10 protein-coding genes and 4 tRNA genes are annotated in these 18,178 nt (G+C 61.3%); all 14 read left to right on the top strand.

What is annotated here, in order from left to right; genetic code table 11:
• Window positions 1–2,170: 2,170 nt before the first annotated feature.
• The 14 genes from FFS49_RS12540 (at window position 2,171) to recQ (ending at window position 18,160) form a co-directional block, all read left to right on the top strand.
• Window positions 2,171–2,256: transfer RNA gene (locus FFS49_RS12540), tRNA-Tyr, on the top strand.
• A gap of 44 nt (window positions 2,257–2,300) precedes the next feature.
• Window positions 2,301–2,374: transfer RNA gene (locus FFS49_RS12535), tRNA-Gly, on the top strand.
• A gap of 24 nt (window positions 2,375–2,398) precedes the next feature.
• Window positions 2,399–2,473, top strand: a tRNA-Thr gene (locus FFS49_RS12530).
• Window positions 2,474–2,539: 66 nt separating this feature from the next.
• On the top strand, window positions 2,540–3,730 hold the full coding sequence (tuf, locus tag FFS49_RS12525; protein ID WP_011350666.1) for an elongation factor Tu: 1,191 nt from the start codon (window positions 2,540–2,542) through the stop codon (window positions 3,728–3,730).
• Window positions 3,731–3,789: 59 nt separating this feature from the next.
• Window positions 3,790–3,865 (top strand) — tRNA-Trp (locus FFS49_RS12520).
• 42 nt (window positions 3,866–3,907) lie between these two features.
• Window positions 3,908–4,288: a preprotein translocase subunit SecE gene (secE, locus tag FFS49_RS12515; RefSeq protein WP_006482892.1), complete on the top strand. Its 381-nt coding sequence runs from the start codon at window positions 3,908–3,910 to the stop codon at window positions 4,286–4,288.
• A gap of 1 nt (window position 4,289) precedes the next feature.
• On the top strand, window positions 4,290–4,847 hold the full coding sequence (nusG, locus tag FFS49_RS12510) for a transcription termination/antitermination protein NusG (RefSeq protein WP_006400672.1): 558 nt from the start codon (window positions 4,290–4,292) through the stop codon (window positions 4,845–4,847).
• 142 nt (window positions 4,848–4,989) lie between these two features.
• Window positions 4,990–5,421 (top strand): 50S ribosomal protein L11, encoded by a 432-nt coding sequence (rplK, locus tag FFS49_RS12505; protein ID WP_006477201.1) that lies wholly within the window; start codon window positions 4,990–4,992, stop codon window positions 5,419–5,421.
• Window positions 5,422–6,120: a 50S ribosomal protein L1 gene (gene rplA, locus FFS49_RS12500; protein WP_006482906.1), complete on the top strand. Its 699-nt coding sequence runs from the start codon at window positions 5,422–5,424 to the stop codon at window positions 6,118–6,120.
• Between the two features lie 308 nt (window positions 6,121–6,428).
• Window positions 6,429–6,926, top strand: coding sequence for a 50S ribosomal protein L10 (rplJ, locus tag FFS49_RS12495; RefSeq protein ID WP_021161756.1), 498 nt, complete (start codon window positions 6,429–6,431; stop codon window positions 6,924–6,926).
• Between the two features lie 63 nt (window positions 6,927–6,989).
• Complete coding sequence (rplL, locus tag FFS49_RS12490; protein ID WP_021161757.1) at window positions 6,990–7,364, top strand: 50S ribosomal protein L7/L12; 375 nt, start codon at window positions 6,990–6,992, stop codon at window positions 7,362–7,364.
• A gap of 377 nt (window positions 7,365–7,741) precedes the next feature.
• Window positions 7,742–11,848, top strand: a complete 4,107-nt coding sequence (gene rpoB / locus FFS49_RS12485) for a DNA-directed RNA polymerase subunit beta (RefSeq protein ID WP_039339224.1) — start codon at window positions 7,742–7,744, stop codon at window positions 11,846–11,848.
• A 21-nt stretch (window positions 11,849–11,869) separates the two neighbouring features.
• Entirely contained in the window at window positions 11,870–16,114 is a 4,245-nt protein-coding gene (rpoC, locus tag FFS49_RS12480) for a DNA-directed RNA polymerase subunit beta' (protein ID WP_105815686.1), read from the top strand.
• Window positions 16,115–16,312: 198 nt separating this feature from the next.
• Window positions 16,313–18,160, top strand: coding sequence for a DNA helicase RecQ (gene recQ, locus FFS49_RS12475; protein WP_039339229.1), 1,848 nt, complete (start codon window positions 16,313–16,315; stop codon window positions 18,158–18,160).
• The last annotated feature ends 18 nt before the right edge of the window (window positions 18,161–18,178 follow it).

Raw genomic sequence — 18,178 nt, 5'->3', positions numbered from 1 at the left:
AAACGACTCTACGCCGATGATAGTGCGGATTCCCGTGTGAAAGTAGGTAATCGTCAGGCTCCCTAAGCCAGAAACCCCCGCCCGAAAGGCGGGGGTTTTTGCATTGGCGCGGCAGAAATGCACAAGGGATCGAGGCGGGCGGCCTGCCTGGAGCCGGGGCGCCGAACGCGCCGATCTAGGCGTCTGCCGTTCTCGAGCAATTCACAGCTCTGCGCCGCTGATCAAATCGATCGAGCTGGCGCCGCACTCGTGGCGGGCGCTGGCCGAAGCCCACATTCAAACATCCGCCCTTCCGCTGCACCTCTCCGCGTAGATTTGAGCATCGCGGGATGTAGCCCGATGTGGCATCGCCAACTTTTCGATTGCCGGCTATCGGGCGTCGTTCATCGGCGTATTGAGCTCATCCACGCCCTAAAATCACCATTGCGATTCCGTGCCGATCGAACATGTTCCGCGACCTCCGTTACCGCGTGAACCGTCAGCAAGACCCGGGTAACGGGGTGCCTCTATCGGACGTTCTGGACGTGTTCTTGCCGCGAGCGCTGAGCGACTGTTTCCCCATCGAGCGAATGAAGACGGATGCGCCCGGGATGGCATCGTGAGGTTATCCAGAGTTGTTCGCGTCTCAATTCCTTGCATCTTCGCTCAAGTCGACGCATTCGAGGAAACGGACACACGTAACCAGTGGGAGCCAAAAATCGAGGCGTAGCGCGAGCTGCGCGTCCGCGAGTTCATCGACCGGATAGCACCGGAAATCCGTGCTGTTCTTTTGGGCGAGCACGGGCTGCCCATCGCGCAACACATACTTCTTCGAGTGAATTGGTCGTGCGGCCAAAGCAGTCACGCCCTTCGCCCATGAACGCGACGTGTGTGCCGCCGGCGTCGACGCCGGCCGATCGCACCGTGCATGCGGTACTCGGATCGCGAAGTACGGAGCCATCGACGGGCGAAAACCGGCACGTCATGTTCCGGCCTTGCTCTTGGATTGGCACGACCAACGCCGGGTGGCGAGCAGTAGATGCTGAAGACTGGATGTCGCATGCCGGCTTTCCTTCGTCGTTGTCGGACTGATGCGGAGCGGAAAACGCGCCGGCGTCTAACCCTGCGCAGGCATTGATGCTCAGCTGCACGAGACGAGCATCGTACGGGCACGCGGGATGGCGCTTGTATGCCGAAGGATTCGCTCCGATAGACCGACCAGATACTGACGTTCGTCGGCTTGTGCGACGGCAAGATGCAGTGGGCGGCACATTGCAGAATGTTCGCCGAGATCGCTTGGACAAGCCTGCGGGGCAGGCCTGGGCGAGGTCGCATATCGCCGGCGAGTAATGGCTGCAATGGATCGATGCAGGCTGGGCTGCCGGATTCACGTTCGGGTGCGTTATCGCCAGTGCCGACAAGATACATGGACGCATCGTTGAGTAGCCACGCATATGCGATCGCATCTTGGCTTAACGGGTATACCCCAGCGGAGCCGACGTGCGCCGCGCCGCGGCCCCCGACATCTAGTGCGGGCTTCAGTCGATCATATGTGGCTTGCACCACGGTTGCCGGGCGAGCGTGGCTGTCAGCCAGCGTCTGCCGGCGGATCTTGGCGATCGTACTTGGCGACGCCAGGTGCCCGACGGAACGGCCGCATGCGCTGTCAGAGCCATGAGGATCCGAACCGGAGGCGGGCAGTTGACCGGTGACGGTATCGCGCCTGTCGCTGAAGTCGGCAAAGGTCGGTCGCGCCCATGACTTCCGGTCGGCAGAGCCGGCCGCAGAGCCCGAAGCTGTTGCCCGGAAACGCATGAAAGGCTCGTCGTGTATATCGCCTGCAGGTGCGGCCACACAACGCGTGAGATCGCCGGCAGTATCCCGAAAAGTACCGGGGACGGATCATCGAATCCACCCGGCACGAAATTTGCGGAAATTTTTCGTTTACCTGCTTGGCAGAGTGCGAAAGAGGTCGTATTATGGCGGTCTTTCGTTTTCAGCGAAGATGCAGATCGACGTTGAGGGCGAAGTCTGACGAAGATGTGGCACTGATCAGTAGGACCCATGCTTGCCTTAGCCGGGCAAGGGCGGGAGATCGGTGGTCAAGCAGGTGTCGGGAAGAAAGTGAAAATAATCTTCCAGGTCCGCTTGACAGAAGTGCGATGCACCCCCATAATCGTCAGTTCTCTACGGAGGGGTGCCCGAGTGGCTAAAGGGGGCAGACTGTAAATCTGTTGGCTTACGCCTACGTTGGTTCGAATCCAACCTCCTCCACCAAGATTATCAGCGCAGTGAGCGGTAAGGAATCGTTTGTGGCCCGTGCGGGTGTAGCTCAATGGTAGAGCAGAAGCCTTCCAAGCTTACGACGAGGGTTCGATTCCCTTCACCCGCTCCAGACCGCGAAGTTGAAGCGTAAAGCGCCCATGTGGCTCAGTGGTAGAGCACTCCCTTGGTAAGGGAGAGGTCGGCAGTTCGATCCTGCCCATGGGCACCAGCAGTAAAAAGTCAGTGTCTTGTTTGCGCGCGGCGCAACCTGTGAAATTCCTTCTGGGAGTCGAAAATGGCCAAGGGTAAATTTGAGCGGACCAAGCCGCACGTGAACGTTGGTACGATTGGTCACGTTGACCACGGCAAGACGACGCTGACGGCAGCGATCACGACGGTTCTGACGAAGAAGTTCGGCGGCGAAGCGAAGGCATACGACCAGATCGACGCGGCACCGGAAGAAAAGGCGCGCGGCATCACGATCAACACGGCACACGTCGAGTACGAAACGGCTAACCGCCACTACGCACACGTCGACTGCCCGGGCCACGCTGACTATGTGAAGAACATGATCACGGGCGCAGCGCAGATGGACGGCGCGATCCTGGTTTGCTCGGCAGCAGACGGCCCGATGCCGCAAACGCGCGAGCACATCCTGCTGGCACGTCAGGTTGGCGTTCCGTACATCATCGTGTTCCTGAACAAGTGCGACATGGTGGACGACGCTGAACTGCTCGAGCTGGTCGAGATGGAAGTTCGCGAACTCCTGTCGAAGTACGACTTCCCGGGCGACGACACGCCGATCGTGAAGGGTTCGGCGAAGCTGGCGCTGGAAGGCGACACGGGCGAGCTGGGCGAAGTGGCGATCATGAGCCTGGCCGACGCGCTGGACACGTACATCCCGACGCCGGAGCGTGCAGTTGACGGCGCGTTCCTGATGCCGGTTGAAGACGTGTTCTCGATCTCGGGCCGTGGTACGGTCGTGACGGGTCGCGTTGAGCGCGGCATCGTGAAGGTCGGCGAAGAAATCGAAATCGTCGGTATCAAGCCGACGGTGAAGACGACCTGCACGGGCGTTGAAATGTTCCGCAAGCTGCTGGACCAAGGTCAAGCGGGCGACAACGTTGGTATCCTGCTGCGCGGCACGAAGCGTGAAGACGTGGAGCGTGGCCAGGTTCTGGCGAAGCCGGGTTCGATCACGCCGCACACGCACTTCACGGCTGAAGTGTACGTGCTGAGCAAGGACGAAGGCGGCCGTCACACGCCGTTCTTCAACAACTACCGTCCGCAGTTCTACTTCCGTACGACGGACGTGACGGGCTCGATCGAGCTGCCGAAGGACAAGGAAATGGTGATGCCGGGCGACAACGTGTCGATCACGGTGAAGCTGATCGCTCCGATCGCGATGGAAGAAGGTCTGCGCTTCGCAATCCGCGAAGGCGGCCGTACGGTCGGCGCCGGCGTCGTCGCCAAGATCATCGAGTAAGCCAGTTATTCGTTGATCGACAGTTTTGGGGCTGGCAACAGCCAGCCCCAGCATGGTTTAGGGGTATAGCTCAACTGGCAGAGCGTCGGTCTCCAAAACCGAAGGTTGGGGGTTCGATTCCCTCTGCCCCTGCCAAAAATAGCCACGTGTCCTACGTGGCATTTGTTTTAAGGTGTTATGGCGAATCCATCCGTCGAAACTGTAAATACCTCCGGCGATAAGCTGATGCTGGCCCTGGGCGTATTGTTGGTCTTGGCCGGATTCGTGGGCTTCTTCTGGCTGGCCAATCAGCAGTGGTATGTCCGCGGTGCCGCGTTGGCGGTAGGTATCATCGCCGGCGTGGCCGTCGGGCTGATGTCCGCACCTGGCAAGAGCCTCATCGCTTTTGCCAAGGATTCGTACAAGGAAGTCCGGAAGGTCGTTTGGCCCACCCGCAAAGAAGCAACGCAAACTACACTCGTCGTGTTCGGTTTCGTGCTCGTGATGGCGATTTTCCTCTGGTTGAGTGACAAATCGATCGAATGGGTGATTTTCTCGGCGATTCTGGGTTGGAAATGATATGAGCGATACTCCGGCATCCCCGAGCGGAAAGCGTTGGTACGTCGTGCACGCCTACTCCGGTATGGAGAAGAGCGTGCAACGTGCGCTTCAGGAGCGCATCGAACGTGCTGGCATGCAGGACAAATTCGGTCAGATCCTGGTTCCGACCGAAGAAGTGGTCGAAGTCAAAGGTGGCCACAAGGCAGTGACCGAGCGTCGTTTCTTCCCCGGCTACGTGCTGGTCGAGATGGAAATGACGGACGAAACGTGGCACCTCGTGAAGAACACTGCGAAGGTCACCGGTTTCGTCGGCGGTGCGCGTAACCGCCCGACCCCGATTTCCCCGAAGGAAGTCGAGAAGATCATGTCGCAGATGCAGGAAGGCGTTGAGAAGCCGCGCCCGAAGACCCTGTTCGAAGTCGGCGAGATGGTGCGTGTCAAGGAAGGCCCGTTCACGGACTTCAATGGCACCGTCGAAGAAGTCAACTACGAAAAATCGCGCGTGCGTGTGTCGGTCACCATCTTTGGTCGATCCACCCCGGTCGAACTCGAGTTCGGCCAGGTCGAAAAAGTTTGATCCCGATTCGGTGGGCAGCCTCGGCTGCCCACCTTCGCGCTTACGGCCCGCGTCATGGCCGTTGAGGAGCGTCAGTAGCCAGTGGCGAAAGCGCGTTATTACTCACCGAACGCCTTCTCCGGCGTTCCAATGAGGTTCACAAATGGCAAAGAAGATTATCGGCTTTATCAAGCTGCAGATCCCTGCAGGTAAAGCCAACCCGTCGCCGCCGGTCGGTCCGGCACTGGGCCAGCGCGGCCTGAACATCATGGAGTTCTGCAAGGCGTTCAACGCGCAGACTCAAGGCATGGAGCCGGGTCTGCCGGTGCCGGTGGTCATCACGGCATTCGCTGACAAGAGCTTCACGTTCGTGATGAAGACGCCGCCGGCGACCGTCCTGATCAAGAAGGCGGCGAAGGTGGACAAGGGCTCGAGCAAGCCGCACACCGACAAGGTCGGTTCGATCACGCGCGCTCAAGCTGAAGAAATCGCGAAGACCAAGATGCCGGACCTTACGGCAGCTGATCTGGACGCAGCCGTTCGCACCATCGCTGGTAGCGCACGCTCGATGGGCATCACTGTGGAGGGCGTGTAAATGGCTAAGATCTCCAAGCGCCGTCAGGCATTTGCTGCCAAGGTTGATCGTCAAAAGCTGTACGCGATCGAAGACGCACTGAGCCTCGTGAAGGAATGCGCGAGCGCGAAGTTCGACGAGTCGATCGACGTCGCAGTCCAGCTCGGCATCGATGCGAAGAAGTCGGATCAAGTCGTTCGTGGTTCGGTCGTTCTGCCGGCAGGTACGGGCAAGTCGGTTCGCGTTGCTGTGTTCGCGCAAGGCGAGAAGGCTGAGCAAGCACGTGCTGCAGGCGCGGAAATCGTCGGTATGGAAGACCTGGCAGAGCAGATCAAGGCTGGCCAGATGGACTTCGACATCGTGATCGCTTCGCCGGACACGATGCGTATCGTCGGTACGCTCGGTCAGATCCTCGGCCCGCGCGGCCTGATGCCGAACCCGAAGGTCGGTACGGTCACGCCGGACGTCGCGACCGCCGTCAAGAACGCGAAGGCTGGTCAGGTGCAATTCCGTGTCGACAAGGCCGGTATCATCCACGCGACCATCGGCCGTGCATCGTTCGAGCCGACCGCACTGCGTTCGAACCTGTCGGCACTGATCGAAGCGCTGCAGAAGGCAAAGCCGGCAACGAGCAAGGGCGTCTACCTGCGCAAGATCGCACTGTCGAGCACGATGGGCGTCGGCGTCCGTGTCGACCAGGCTACGCTGGCAGCACAGTAAGCAAGTATTCGGGCCGCTTCGTTTGCGAAGCGGCCTACATGGGCTTTGGGCGGTTGTTCGTGCGGTAGGGCGGGCAACCGGTTATCAAAGACCGTTGGTGGGGCGCAGCAGTCAGGTGATCCCTTAATTCAAGCCAACGCAGATGGCGAACCCGAAAAAGTTTTGCAGTGGTGAAGCCGCAGGCCGCGAAGCGATTCCCGGCGTGAGGTGGAAATACTCCTAACGAGGTCGGACGCCGTTGTTGAACGAGGTACGTGAGGTTTCGGCCATGCCGGCCACGCCGAACGTATCGTTTCTGGAGGCTAACCGTGCCGCTTAATAGAGAAGACAAGCAAGCCGTCGTCGCTGAGGTTTCCGCGCAAGTCGCGAAGGCCCAGACCGTTGTGCTGGCTGAGTATCGTGGAATTGCGGTTGGCGATCTGACCAAGCTGCGCGCGAAAGCGCGTGAGCAACAGGTTTACCTGCGCGTGTTGAAGAACACGCTGGCGCGTCGCGCTGTTGAAGGTACGCCGTTTGCTCCGCTGGCAGAGCAGATGACTGGCCCGTTGATCTACGGCATCTCGGAAGATGCAATTGCTGCTGCTAAGGTCGTCAACGACTTCAGCAAGAGCAATGACAAGTTGGTCATCAAGGCTGGTTCGTTCGATGGCAAGGTGATGGACAAGGCTGGCGTGCAAGCGCTGGCAAGCATCCCGAGCCGCGAAGAACTGCTCTCGAAGCTGCTGTTCGTTATGCAATCGCCTGTTTCGGGCTTCGCGCGCGCTCTGGCCGCGCTGGCCGAGAAGAAGCAAGCGGAAGCTGCGTAATCGAACGTGCATCAGCGTCATTGATCGCTGGCTGTATCCGAATTCAATTTAGGAGTATTTCAAATGGCAATCGCAAAAGAAGACATCCTGGCAGCAGTCGAAGGGATGACCGTTCTGGAACTGAACGAACTGGTCAAGGCATTCGAAGAGAAGTTTGGCGTGTCGGCAGCTGCAGTGGCAGTCGCTGGCCCGGCAGGCGGCGGCGCAGCTGCTGCAGCAGAAGAGAAGACCGAATTCACGGTCGTTCTGGCTGAAGCAGGCAGCAACAAGGTTGCAGTCATCAAGGCAGTTCGCGAACTGACGGGCCTGGGCCTGAAGGAAGCGAAGGACGTCGTTGACGGCGCACCGAAGGCTGTCAAGGAAGGCGTCGACAAGGCTGCTGCTGAAGAAGCCAAGAAGAAGCTGGAAGAAGCAGGCGCGAAGGTCGAAGTCAAGTAAGTTTCGGCGCGCTGTGCGAAGGCTGGCGGTATTTTCACCGCCGGCCTTTTTGTGCTTTGTGGGGACGTTATTCTGGCACTCATTCGGGAGCCCGAATAATCGGCCCCAGAAGCCAAAGAAAACCGCCTGATCGTTGTCATTGGTCACGAATGGCGGTTCTCTTTGTCTTCTGAAGCGACTGCAGAAGGCAAGTTTGGTCGGGTAGCGGGCAACACAGGCATCCGCTGCCGTCAGCCAGCGGTTGGTAGCGGCCAACCACCAAGCTTCTCGGCTCGTTCAAGCCGTCGGACGGCCATCGGGTCTCAGTCGGTGAACACTCGGGTTTGAAACGTCCAGGTATTCCGCCTCGATAGCACCCGCCGTGATTCGGAGATCGTATGCAATATTCCTTCACCGAGAAGAAGCGCATTCGCAAGAGTTTCGCGAAGCGCCCCATCGTTCACCAAGTTCCTTTCTTGCTGGCTACCCAGCTTGAATCATTCAGCACGTTTCTGCAAGCCGATGTGCCGGCCACGCAACGCAAGCCTGAAGGTTTGCAGGCTGCGTTCACATCGGTATTTCCCATTGTTTCGCACAACGGTTTCGCACGTCTCGAGTTCGTGAGCTATGCGTTGTCCGCGCCGGCATTCAACATCAAGGAATGCCAGCAGCGCGGCCTGACGTACTGCTCCGCGCTGCGCGCGAAGGTCCGCCTTGTCATCCTCGACAAGGAATCGCCGAACAAGCCGGTCGTCAAGGAAGTGAAAGAGCAGGAAGTGTACATGGGCGAAATTCCGCTCATGACGCCGACGGGCTCGTTCGTCATCAACGGCACCGAGCGTGTCATCGTCTCGCAGCTGCACCGTTCGCCGGGCGTGTTCTTCGAACACGACAAGGGCAAGACGCACAGCTCGGGCAAGCTGCTGTTCTCGGCACGGATCATTCCGTACCGCGGCTCGTGGCTCGACTTCGAATTCGATCCGAAGGACATCCTGTACTTCCGCGTCGACCGTCGCCGCAAGATGCCGGTCACGATCCTGCTGAAGGCCATCGGCCTCACGCCGGAACAGATCCTCGCGAACTTCTTCGTGTTCGACAACTTCACGCTGATGGACGAAGGCGCGCAACTCGAGTTCGTGCCCGAGCGCCTGCGTGGTGAAGTCGCGCGCTTCGACATCACGGATCGTGATGGCAAGGTCATCGTCCAAAAGGACAAGCGGATCAACGCGAAGCACATTCGCGACCTCGAAGCCGCGAAGACCAAGTTCATCTCGGTGCCGGAAGACTATCTGCTCGGCCGCGTGCTGGCGAAGAACGTCGTCGATGGCGACACCGGCGAAGTGATCGCGAGCGCGAACGACGAAGTCACGGAAAGCGTGCTCGAGAAGCTGCGCGAAGCGGGCATCAAGGACATCCAGACGCTCTACACGAACGACCTGGACCAGGGCCCGTACATCTCGTCGACGCTACGTGTCGACGAAACGACCGACAAGACGGCCGCGCGCATCGCGATCTACCGCATGATGCGTCCGGGCGAGCCGCCGACCGAGGAAGCAGTCGAGGCGCTGTTCAACCGTCTGTTCTACAGCGAAGAAGCGTACGACCTGTCGAAGGTCGGCCGTATGAAGTTCAACCGCCGCGTCAGCCGTGACGAGATCACCGGCCCGATGACGCTGCAGGACGACGACATCCTCGCGACGATCAAGATCCTCGTCGAGCTGCGCAACGGCAAGGGCGAAGTGGACGACATCGACCACCTCGGCAACCGTCGCGTGCGTTGCGTCGGCGAACTGGCGGAAAACCAGTTCCGCGCCGGTCTCGTGCGTGTCGAGCGCGCGGTCAAGGAACGCCTCGGCCAGGCCGAAAGCGAAAACCTGATGCCGCACGACCTGATCAACTCGAAGCCGATTTCGTCGGCGATTCGCGAGTTCTTCGGTTCGTCCCAGCTGTCGCAGTTCATGGACCAGACCAACCCGCTGTCGGAAATCACGCACAAGCGTCGTGTTTCCGCACTGGGCCCGGGCGGTCTGACGCGCGAGCGCGCTGGCTTTGAAGTCCGCGACGTGCACCCGACCCACTATGGCCGCGTGTGCCCGATCGAAACGCCGGAAGGTCCGAACATCGGCCTGATCAACTCGCTCGCACTGTATGCGCACCTTAACGAGTACGGCTTCCTCGAGACGCCGTACCGCAAGGTCGTGGACAGCAAGGTGACCGACCAGATCGACTACCTGTCGGCGATCGAGGAAGGCCGCTACATGATCGCTCAGGCAAACGCCGCGATCGACGAGAACGGCCAGCTGATCGACGAACTCGTGTCGTCGCGTGAAGCCGGCGAAACGATGATGGTCACGCCTGACCGTATCCAGTACATGGACGTCGCGCCGTCGCAGATCGTGTCGGTGGCAGCTTCGCTGATTCCGTTCCTCGAGCACGATGACGCGAACCGTGCATTGATGGGTTCGAACATGCAGCGTCAGGCCGTGCCGTGTCTGCGTCCGGAAAAGCCGGTCGTCGGTACGGGCATCGAGCGCACCTGTGCGGTCGACTCGGGTACGACGGTCCAGGCGTTCCGCGGCGGCGTCGTCGACTATGTCGACGCAGGCCGTATCGTGATTCGCGTGAACGACGACGAAGCAGTCGCAGGTGAAGTCGGTGTCGACATCTACAACCTGATCAAGTACACGCGTTCGAACCAGAACACGAACATCAACCAGCGTCCGATCGTGAAGATGGGCGACAAGGTCTCGCGCGGCGACGTGCTGGCCGACGGCGCCTCGACGGACCTGGGCGAGCTCGCGCTCGGCCAGAACATGCTGATCGCGTTCATGCCGTGGAACGGCTACAACTTCGAGGATTCGATCCTGATCTCGGAGAAGGTCGTGGCCGACGATCGCTACACGTCGATCCACATCGAAGAGCTGAACGTCGTTGCACGCGACACGAAGCTCGGGCCGGAAGAAATCACGCGCGACATCTCGAACCTGGCGGAAGTCCAGCTCGGCCGTCTCGACGAATCGGGCATCGTGTACATCGGTGCTGAAGTCGAAGCAGGCGACGTGCTGGTCGGCAAGGTCACGCCGAAGGGCGAGACCCAGCTGACGCCGGAAGAGAAGCTGCTGCGCGCGATCTTCGGCGAGAAGGCTTCGGACGTGAAGGACACGTCGCTGCGCGTGCCGTCGGGCATGAGCGGCACCGTGATCGACGTCCAGGTGTTCACGCGTGAAGGCATCCAGCGCGACAAGCGTGCGCAACAGATCATCGACGATGAACTGAAGCGTTACCGTCTCGACCTGAACGACCAGCTGCGCATCGTGGAAGGCGACGCGTTCCAGCGTCTCGCACGCATGCTCGTGGGCAAGGTCGCGAACGGCGGTCCGAAGAAGCTCGCGAAGGGTACGAAGATCGACCAGGCTTACCTGGAAGATCTCGACCACTACCACTGGTTCGACATCCGCCTCGCGGACGACGAAGCAGCGGCGCAGCTCGAAGCGATCAAGAACTCGATCGAAGAAAAGCGTCACCAGTTCGACCTCGCGTTCGAAGAGAAGCGCAAGAAGCTCACGCAAGGCGACGAACTGCCGCCGGGCGTGCTGAAGATGGTCAAGGTGTACCTCGCGGTCAAGCGTCGCCTGCAGCCTGGCGACAAGATGGCAGGCCGTCACGGTAACAAGGGTGTCGTGTCGAAGATCGTTCCGATCGAAGACATGCCGTACATGGCCGATGGCCGCCCGGCAGACGTCGTGCTGAACCCGCTGGGCGTTCCGTCGCGGATGAACGTGGGTCAGGTTCTGGAAGTGCACCTCGGCTGGGCCGCGAAGGGCCTCGGCTGGCGTATCGGCGAAATGCTGCAGCGTCAGGCGAAGATCGAGGAACTGCGCGTGTTCCTGACGAAGATCTACAACGACTCGGGCCGCCAGGAAGATCTGGAAAGCTTCACCGACGAAGAGATCCTCGAACTCGCGAAGAACCTGCGCGAAGGCGTGCCGTTCGCAACGCCGGTGTTCGACGGTGCGACCGAGGAAGAAATGGGCAAGATGCTCGACCTCGCGTTCCCGGACGACATCGCTGAACAGCTCGGCATGAACCCGTCGAAGAACCAGGTCCGTCTGTACGACGGCCGCACGGGTGAAATGTTCGAACGTCGCGTGACGCTCGGCTACATGCACTACCTGAAGCTGCACCACTTGGTCGACGACAAGATGCACGCGCGTTCGACCGGCCCGTACTCGCTCGTCACGCAGCAGCCGCTGGGTGGTAAGGCGCAGTTCGGTGGCCAGCGTTTCGGTGAAATGGAAGTGTGGGCACTCGAAGCGTACGGCGCGTCCTACGTGCTGCAGGAAATGCTGACGGTGAAGTCGGACGACGTGACCGGCCGGACGAAGGTGTACGAAAACCTCGTCAAGGGCGACCACGTGATCGATGCAGGCATGCCGGAATCCTTCAACGTGCTCGTGAAGGAAATCCGCTCGCTCGGTATCGATATCGATCTCGACCGCAATTAATCGGACTACGGAGAGAAAGCAATGAAAGCTCTGCTCGATCTATTCAAGCAAGTCCAACAGGAAGAAGTTTTCGACGCGATCAAGATCGGTCTGGCCTCGCCCGACAAGATCCGTTCGTGGTCGTTCGGCGAAGTGAAGAAGCCGGAGACCATCAACTACCGTACGTTCAAGCCGGAACGCGATGGTCTCTTCTGCGCGAAGATCTTCGGGCCGATCAAGGACTACGAGTGCCTGTGCGGCAAGTACAAGCGTCTGAAGCACCGCGGCGTGATCTGCGAGAAGTGCGGCGTCGAAGTGACGCTGGCGAAGGTGCGTCGCGAACGGATGGGCCACATCGAGCTGGCCTCGCCGGTCGCTCACATCTGGTTCCTGAAGTCGCTGCCGTCGCGTCTGGGCATGGTGCTCGACATGACGCTGCGCGACATCGAACGCGTGCTGTACTTCGAAGCATACGTGGTGATCGAACCGGGCATGACGCCGCTGAAGGCGCGGCAGATCATGACCGAAGAGGATTACTACAACAAGGTCGAGGAATACGGCGACGAATTCCGTGCCGAAATGGGCGCGGAAGGCGTGCGTGAGCTGCTGCGCGCGATCAACATCGACGAGCAGGTCGAGACGCTGCGCACCGAGCTGAAGAACACCGGCTCGGAAGCGAAGATCAAGAAGTACGCGAAGCGCCTGAAGGTCCTCGAGGCATTCCAGCGCTCGGGCATCAAGCCCGAGTGGATGATCCTCGAAGTGCTGCCGGTGCTGCCGCCGGAACTGCGTCCGCTCGTGCCGCTGGACGGCGGCCGTTTCGCGACGTCGGACCTGAACGACCTGTATCGCCGCGTGATCAACCGTAACAACCGGTTGAAGCGTCTGCTCGAGCTGAAGGCACCTGAAATCATCGTCCGCAACGAAAAGCGGATGCTGCAGGAAGCCGTCGACTCGCTGCTCGACAACGGTCGTCGCGGCAAGGCGATGACGGGCGCCAACAAGCGTCCGCTGAAGTCGCTCGCCGACATGATCAAGGGCAAGGGCGGTCGTTTCCGTCAGAACCTGCTGGGCAAGCGCGTCGACTACTCGGGCCGTTCGGTCATCGTGGTCGGCCCGACGCTGAAGCTGCACCAGTGCGGTCTGCCGAAGCTGATGGCGCTCGAGCTGTTCAAGCCGTTCATCTTCAACAAGCTGGAAGTGATGGGCGTCGCGACGACCATCAAGGCTGCGAAGAAGGAAGTCGAGAACCAGACGCCGGTGGTGTGGGACATTCTCGAAGAGGTGATCCGCGAGCACCCGGTGATGCTGAACCGTGCGCCGACGCTGCACCGTCTCGGTATCCAGGCGTTCGAGCCGGTGCTGATCGAAGGCAAGGCAATCCAGCTGCACCCGCTCGTCTGCGCGGCGTTCAACGCCGACTTCGACGGTGACCAGATGGCCGTTCACGTGCCGCTGTCGCTCGAAGCGCAGATGGAAGCGCGTACGCTGATGCTGGCGTCGAACAACGTGCTGTTCCCGGCCAACGGCGATCCGTCGATCGTGCCGTCGCAGGATATCGTGCTGGGTCTGTACTACGCGACCCGCGAAGCGGTTAACGCCAAGGGCGAAGGCCTGTCGTTCACGGGCGTGTCGGAAGTGATCCGCGCGTACGAGAACAAGGAAGTCGAGCTGGCATCGCGCGTCAACGTGCGGATCACCGAAATGGTCCACAACGAAGACAAGTCGGAAGGCGCACCGCCGTTCGTGCCGAAGATCTCGCTGTACGCGACGACCGTCGGCCGCGCGATCCTGTCGGAGATCCTGCCGCACGGCCTGCCGTTCTCGGTGCTGAACAAGCCGCTGAAGAAGAAGGAAATCTCGCGCCTGATCAACACGGCGTTCCGCAAGTGCGGTCTGCGTGCGACGGTGGTGTTTGCCGACCAGCTGATGCAGTCGGGTTTCCGTCTCGCGACGCGTGCCGGCATCTCGATCTGCGTGGACGACATGCTCGTGCCGCCGCAGAAGGAAACGATCGTCGGCGACGCCGCGAAGAAGGTGAAGGAGTACGACCGTCAGTACATGTCGGGTCTCGTCACCGCGCAGGAGCGCTACAACAACGTGGTCGACATCTGGTCGGCAACGTCGGAAGCGGTCGGCAAGGCGATGATGGAGCAGCTGTCGACGGAGCCGGTGACGGACCGCGACGGCAAGGAAACGCGCCAGGAATCGTTCAACTCGATCTACATGATGGCCGACTCGGGCGCCCGGGGTTCGGCGGTTCAGATTCGTCAGCTGGCCGGTATGCGTGGCCTGATGGCGAAGCCGGACGGCTCGATTATCGAGACGCCGATTACCGCGAACTTCCGCGAAGGTCTGAACGTGTTGCAGTACTTCATCTCGACCCACGGTGCACGTAAGGGTCTGGCTGATACGGCACTGAAGACCGCGAACTCGGGTTACCTGACGCGTCGTCTCGTCGACGTCACGCAGGATCTGGTCGTGGTGGAAGACGATTGCGGCACGTCGAACGGCGTGGCGATGAAGGCACTCGTCGAAGGCGGTGAAGTCGTCGAAGCGCTGCGCGACCGTATCCTCGGCCGCGTTGCGGTTGCCGACGTCGTGAACCCGGAAACGCAGGAAACGGTGTACGAATCTGGCACGCTGCTCGACGAAACGGCGGTCGAGGAAATCGAACGCCTCGGCATCGACGAAGTGCGCGTGCGCACGCCGCTGACCTGCGAAACGCGTTACGGCCTGTGCGCAGCCTGCTACGGCCGTGACCTCGGCCGCGGCTCGCTCGTGAACGTCGGCGAAGCAGTCGGCGTGATCGCGGCACAGTCGATCGGTGAACCGGGCACGCAGCTGACGATGCGTACGTTCCACATCGGTGGTGCGGCATCGCGTGCGGCAGTGGCTTCGTCGGTCGAAGCGAAGAGCAACGGTATCGTGCGCTTCACGGCGACGATGCGCTACGTCACGAACGCGAAGGGCGAGCAGATCGTCATTTCCCGTTCGGGCGAAGCGATGATCACCGACGATTTCGGTCGCGAGCGCGAGCGTCACAAAGTGCCGTACGGCGCGACGCTGCTGCAGCTCGACGGTGCGACGATCAAGGCAGGCACGCAGCTCGCCACGTGGGATCCGCTGACGCGTCCGATCATCACCGAGTACGGTGGTACGGTGAAGTTCGAGAACGTCGAGGAAGGCGTGACCGTCGCGAAGCAGATCGACGACGTGACCGGCCTGTCGACGCTGGTCGTGATCGACGTGAAGCGTCGTGGCTCGCAAGCTTCGAAGAGCGTGCGTCCGCAGGTCAAGCTGCTCGACGCGAACGGCGAAGAAGTGAAGATTCCGGGCACGGAGCACGCGGTGCAGATCGGCTTCCAGGTCGGCGCACTGATCACCGTGAAGGATGGTCAGCAGGTGCAGGTCGGTGAAGTGCTCGCACGTATCCCGACGGAAGCGCAGAAGACGCGTGACATTACCGGCGGTCTGCCGCGGGTGGCGGAACTGTTCGAAGCGCGTTCGCCGAAGGATGCCGGCATTCTCGCGGAAGTCACCGGTACGACGTCGTTCGGTAAGGACACGAAGGGCAAGCAGCGTCTCGTCATCACGGACCTCGAGGGCAATCAGCACGAGTTCCTGATCGCGAAGGAAAAGCAGGTTCTGGTTCACGATGCCCAGGTCGTCAACAAGGGCGAAATGATCGTGGACGGTCCGGCCGATCCGCACGACATCCTGCGTCTGCAGGGTATCGAGGCGCTGTCGCGCTACATCGTCGACGAAGTGCAGGACGTGTATCGTCTGCAGGGCGTGAAGATCAACGACAAGCACATCGAGGTGATCGTTCGCCAGATGCTGCGTCGTGTGCAGATCACCGACAACGGCGATACGCGCTTCATCCCGGGCGAACAGGTCGAGCGTTCCGACATGCTGGACGAGAACGATCGCATGATCGCCGAGGGCAAGCGTCCGGCTTCGTACGACAACGTGCTGCTCGGTATCACGAAGGCATCGCTGTCGACCGACTCGTTCATCTCCGCGGCATCGTTCCAGGAAACGACCCGCGTGCTGACCGAAGCGGCGATCATGGGCAAGCGCGACGATCTGCGTGGCCTGAAGGAAAACGTGATCGTCGGCCGTCTGATTCCGGCCGGTACGGGTCTCGCGTTCCACAAGGCACGCAAGGCGAAGGAATCGTCGGATCGCGAGCGTTTCGACCAGATCGCAGCGGAAGAGGCATTCGACTTCGGCACGCCGAGCGCGCCGGCAGAAGAGCCGCAGCAACACCCGGCAGCCGAGTAAGTGCGGGCGGCGCGAGCCGCCTTGCCTTACCTCGCTGTCACCGAAACCGCCCGGTTCTGCCGGGCGTTTTTTTTTCGTCCGTCGTTCATGCGAGTGAACGAATCCTGGCCAATCGGCCAAATCCGCATGATTCGCCACGCGTCGCGCGAGCGGGTTGTTAAAATTGCGGTCATCGCTTAGCCGTCCCTCTCCTCATTCATGTCCCGCGCCCTCGAAATCCTCGACGAAGTATTTGGTTATCCCGCATTTCGCGGCCAGCAGGGCGAGATCGTCGAACACGTCGCCGGCGGCGGCGATTGCCTCGTGCTGATGCCAACCGGTGGCGGCAAGTCGCTGTGCTACCAGATTCCCGCGCTGCTGCGCCGCGAGGCCGGGCAGGGCGCCGGCATCGTCGTGTCGCCGTTGATCGCGCTGATGCAGGACCAGGTCGCCGCACTGAGCGAAGTGGGTGTGCGCGCCGCGTACCTGAATTCGACGCAGTCGGGCGCCGAGGCTGCGGCGACCGAGCGCGCGTTGCGCGAAGGCGAGATCGATCTGCTCTACGTCGCGCCGGAGCGGCTGATGACGGGGCGCTTCCTCGACCTGCTCGAGCGCGCGAAGATCGGCCTGTTCGCGATCGACGAAGCGCACTGCGTGTCGCAATGGGGGCACGATTTCCGCCCGGAGTACATTCAGCTGTCGGTGCTGCACGAGCGGTTCCCGTCGGTGCCGCGCATCGCGCTGACCGCCACGGCCGATGCGATCACGCGCGACGAGATCATCCACCGTCTCGCGCTCGACGATGCACGCGTGTTCATATCGAGCTTCGACCGCCCGAACATCCGCTACCGGATCGTCGAAAAGGACAACGCGCGTTCGCAACTGCTCGATTTCATCCGCGCCGAACACACGAATGCCGACGGTACGACGGATGCAGGCGTCGTCTATTGCCTGTCACGCCGCAAGGTCGAGGAAACGGCCGAATGGCTGAAGGCGCAGGGCGTGCGTGCGTTGCCGTATCACGCGGGGATGGAATTCGAGGTACGGCAGAAGCACCAGGAAATGTTCCAGCGCGAGGAAGGCATCGTGATGTGCGCGACGATCGCGTTCGGCATGGGCATCGACAAGCCGGACGTGCGCTTCGTTGCGCACCTGGATCTGCCGAAAAGCGTCGAAGGCTACTACCAGGAAACCGGCCGCGCCGGCCGCGACGGGATGCCCGCGAATGCATGGATGGCGTATGGCCTCGGCGACGTCGTCCAGCAGCGCAAGATGATCGACGAATCCGATGCGGACGACGCACACAAGCGCGTCCAGACGTCGAAGCTCGACGCGCTGCTCGGGCTGTGCGAGACGATCTCGTGCCGCCGCGTGAGGCTGCTGAACTACTTCGGCGAGGAGAGCAAGCCGTGCGGCAACTGCGACACGTGCCTCGAGCCGCCCGATTCATGGGACGCGACGCGCGAGGCGCAGATGGCGCTGTCGTGCGTGTTCCGCGCGCAGCGCGCGAGCGGCTTCAATTTCGGCTCGAGCCACCTGATCGAAATCCTGCGCGGCGGGCGCACCGAGAAGGTGTTGCAGCGCGGCCACGACCAGCTCAGCACGTTCGGAATCGGCGCGGCGCTGTCCGAGCCGGAGTGGCGTGCGATTTTCCGGCAGCTCGTCGCGTACGGCTACCTGGCCGTCGACCATGGCGGCTTCGGCGCACTGATGCTGACCGAGGCCGCGAAGCCCGTGCTGAAGAACGAGGAGAAGGTCACGCTGCGCCGCTACGTGAAGCCGCAGCGCACGCGCCAGTCGTCGAGCCGCAGCGGTACGCGCGTCGATCCGACGGCCGGCATGGGCACGCGTGAGCGCGCACGGTGGGATGCGCTGCGCGCGTGGCGTGCGGAAACCGCGAAAACGGACGGCGTGCCCGCCTACGTGATCTTCCACGACGCGACGCTTGCCGAGATCGCACGCAACGCGCCGGAGACGATCGACGACCTGCGCCATATCCCCGGCATGGGCGTGCGCAAGCTCGAGCGCTTCGGCGACGAGATCATCGACGTCGTCGAGTCGGCCTGACACAGGTGTTCCGACCCT

Source organism: Burkholderia sp. 4NA327C6, from assembly GCF_005502655.1.
GTDB classification, from domain to species: Bacteria; Pseudomonadota; Gammaproteobacteria; order Burkholderiales; family Burkholderiaceae; genus Burkholderia; species Burkholderia contaminans.
Note: the sequence above shows the minus strand (reverse complement) of the source record. Positions and strands in the feature narration are given on the sequence as shown.

Coding starts and splice junctions, on each gene's coding strand:
- secE (WP_006482892.1), top strand. CDS start 3,908: ATGGCGAATCCATCCGTCGAAACTGTAAATACCTCCGGCGATAAGCTG.
- nusG (WP_006400672.1), top strand. CDS start 4,290: ATGAGCGATACTCCGGCATCCCCGAGCGGAAAGCGTTGGTACGTCGTG.
- rplA (WP_006482906.1), top strand. CDS start 5,422: ATGGCTAAGATCTCCAAGCGCCGTCAGGCATTTGCTGCCAAGGTTGAT.
- tuf (WP_011350666.1), top strand. CDS start 2,540: ATGGCCAAGGGTAAATTTGAGCGGACCAAGCCGCACGTGAACGTTGGT.
- recQ (WP_039339229.1), top strand. CDS start 16,313: ATGTCCCGCGCCCTCGAAATCCTCGACGAAGTATTTGGTTATCCCGCA.
- rplK (WP_006477201.1), top strand. CDS start 4,990: ATGGCAAAGAAGATTATCGGCTTTATCAAGCTGCAGATCCCTGCAGGT.
- rpoC (WP_105815686.1), top strand. CDS start 11,870: ATGAAAGCTCTGCTCGATCTATTCAAGCAAGTCCAACAGGAAGAAGTT.
- rpoB (WP_039339224.1), top strand. CDS start 7,742: ATGCAATATTCCTTCACCGAGAAGAAGCGCATTCGCAAGAGTTTCGCG.
- rplL (WP_021161757.1), top strand. CDS start 6,990: ATGGCAATCGCAAAAGAAGACATCCTGGCAGCAGTCGAAGGGATGACC.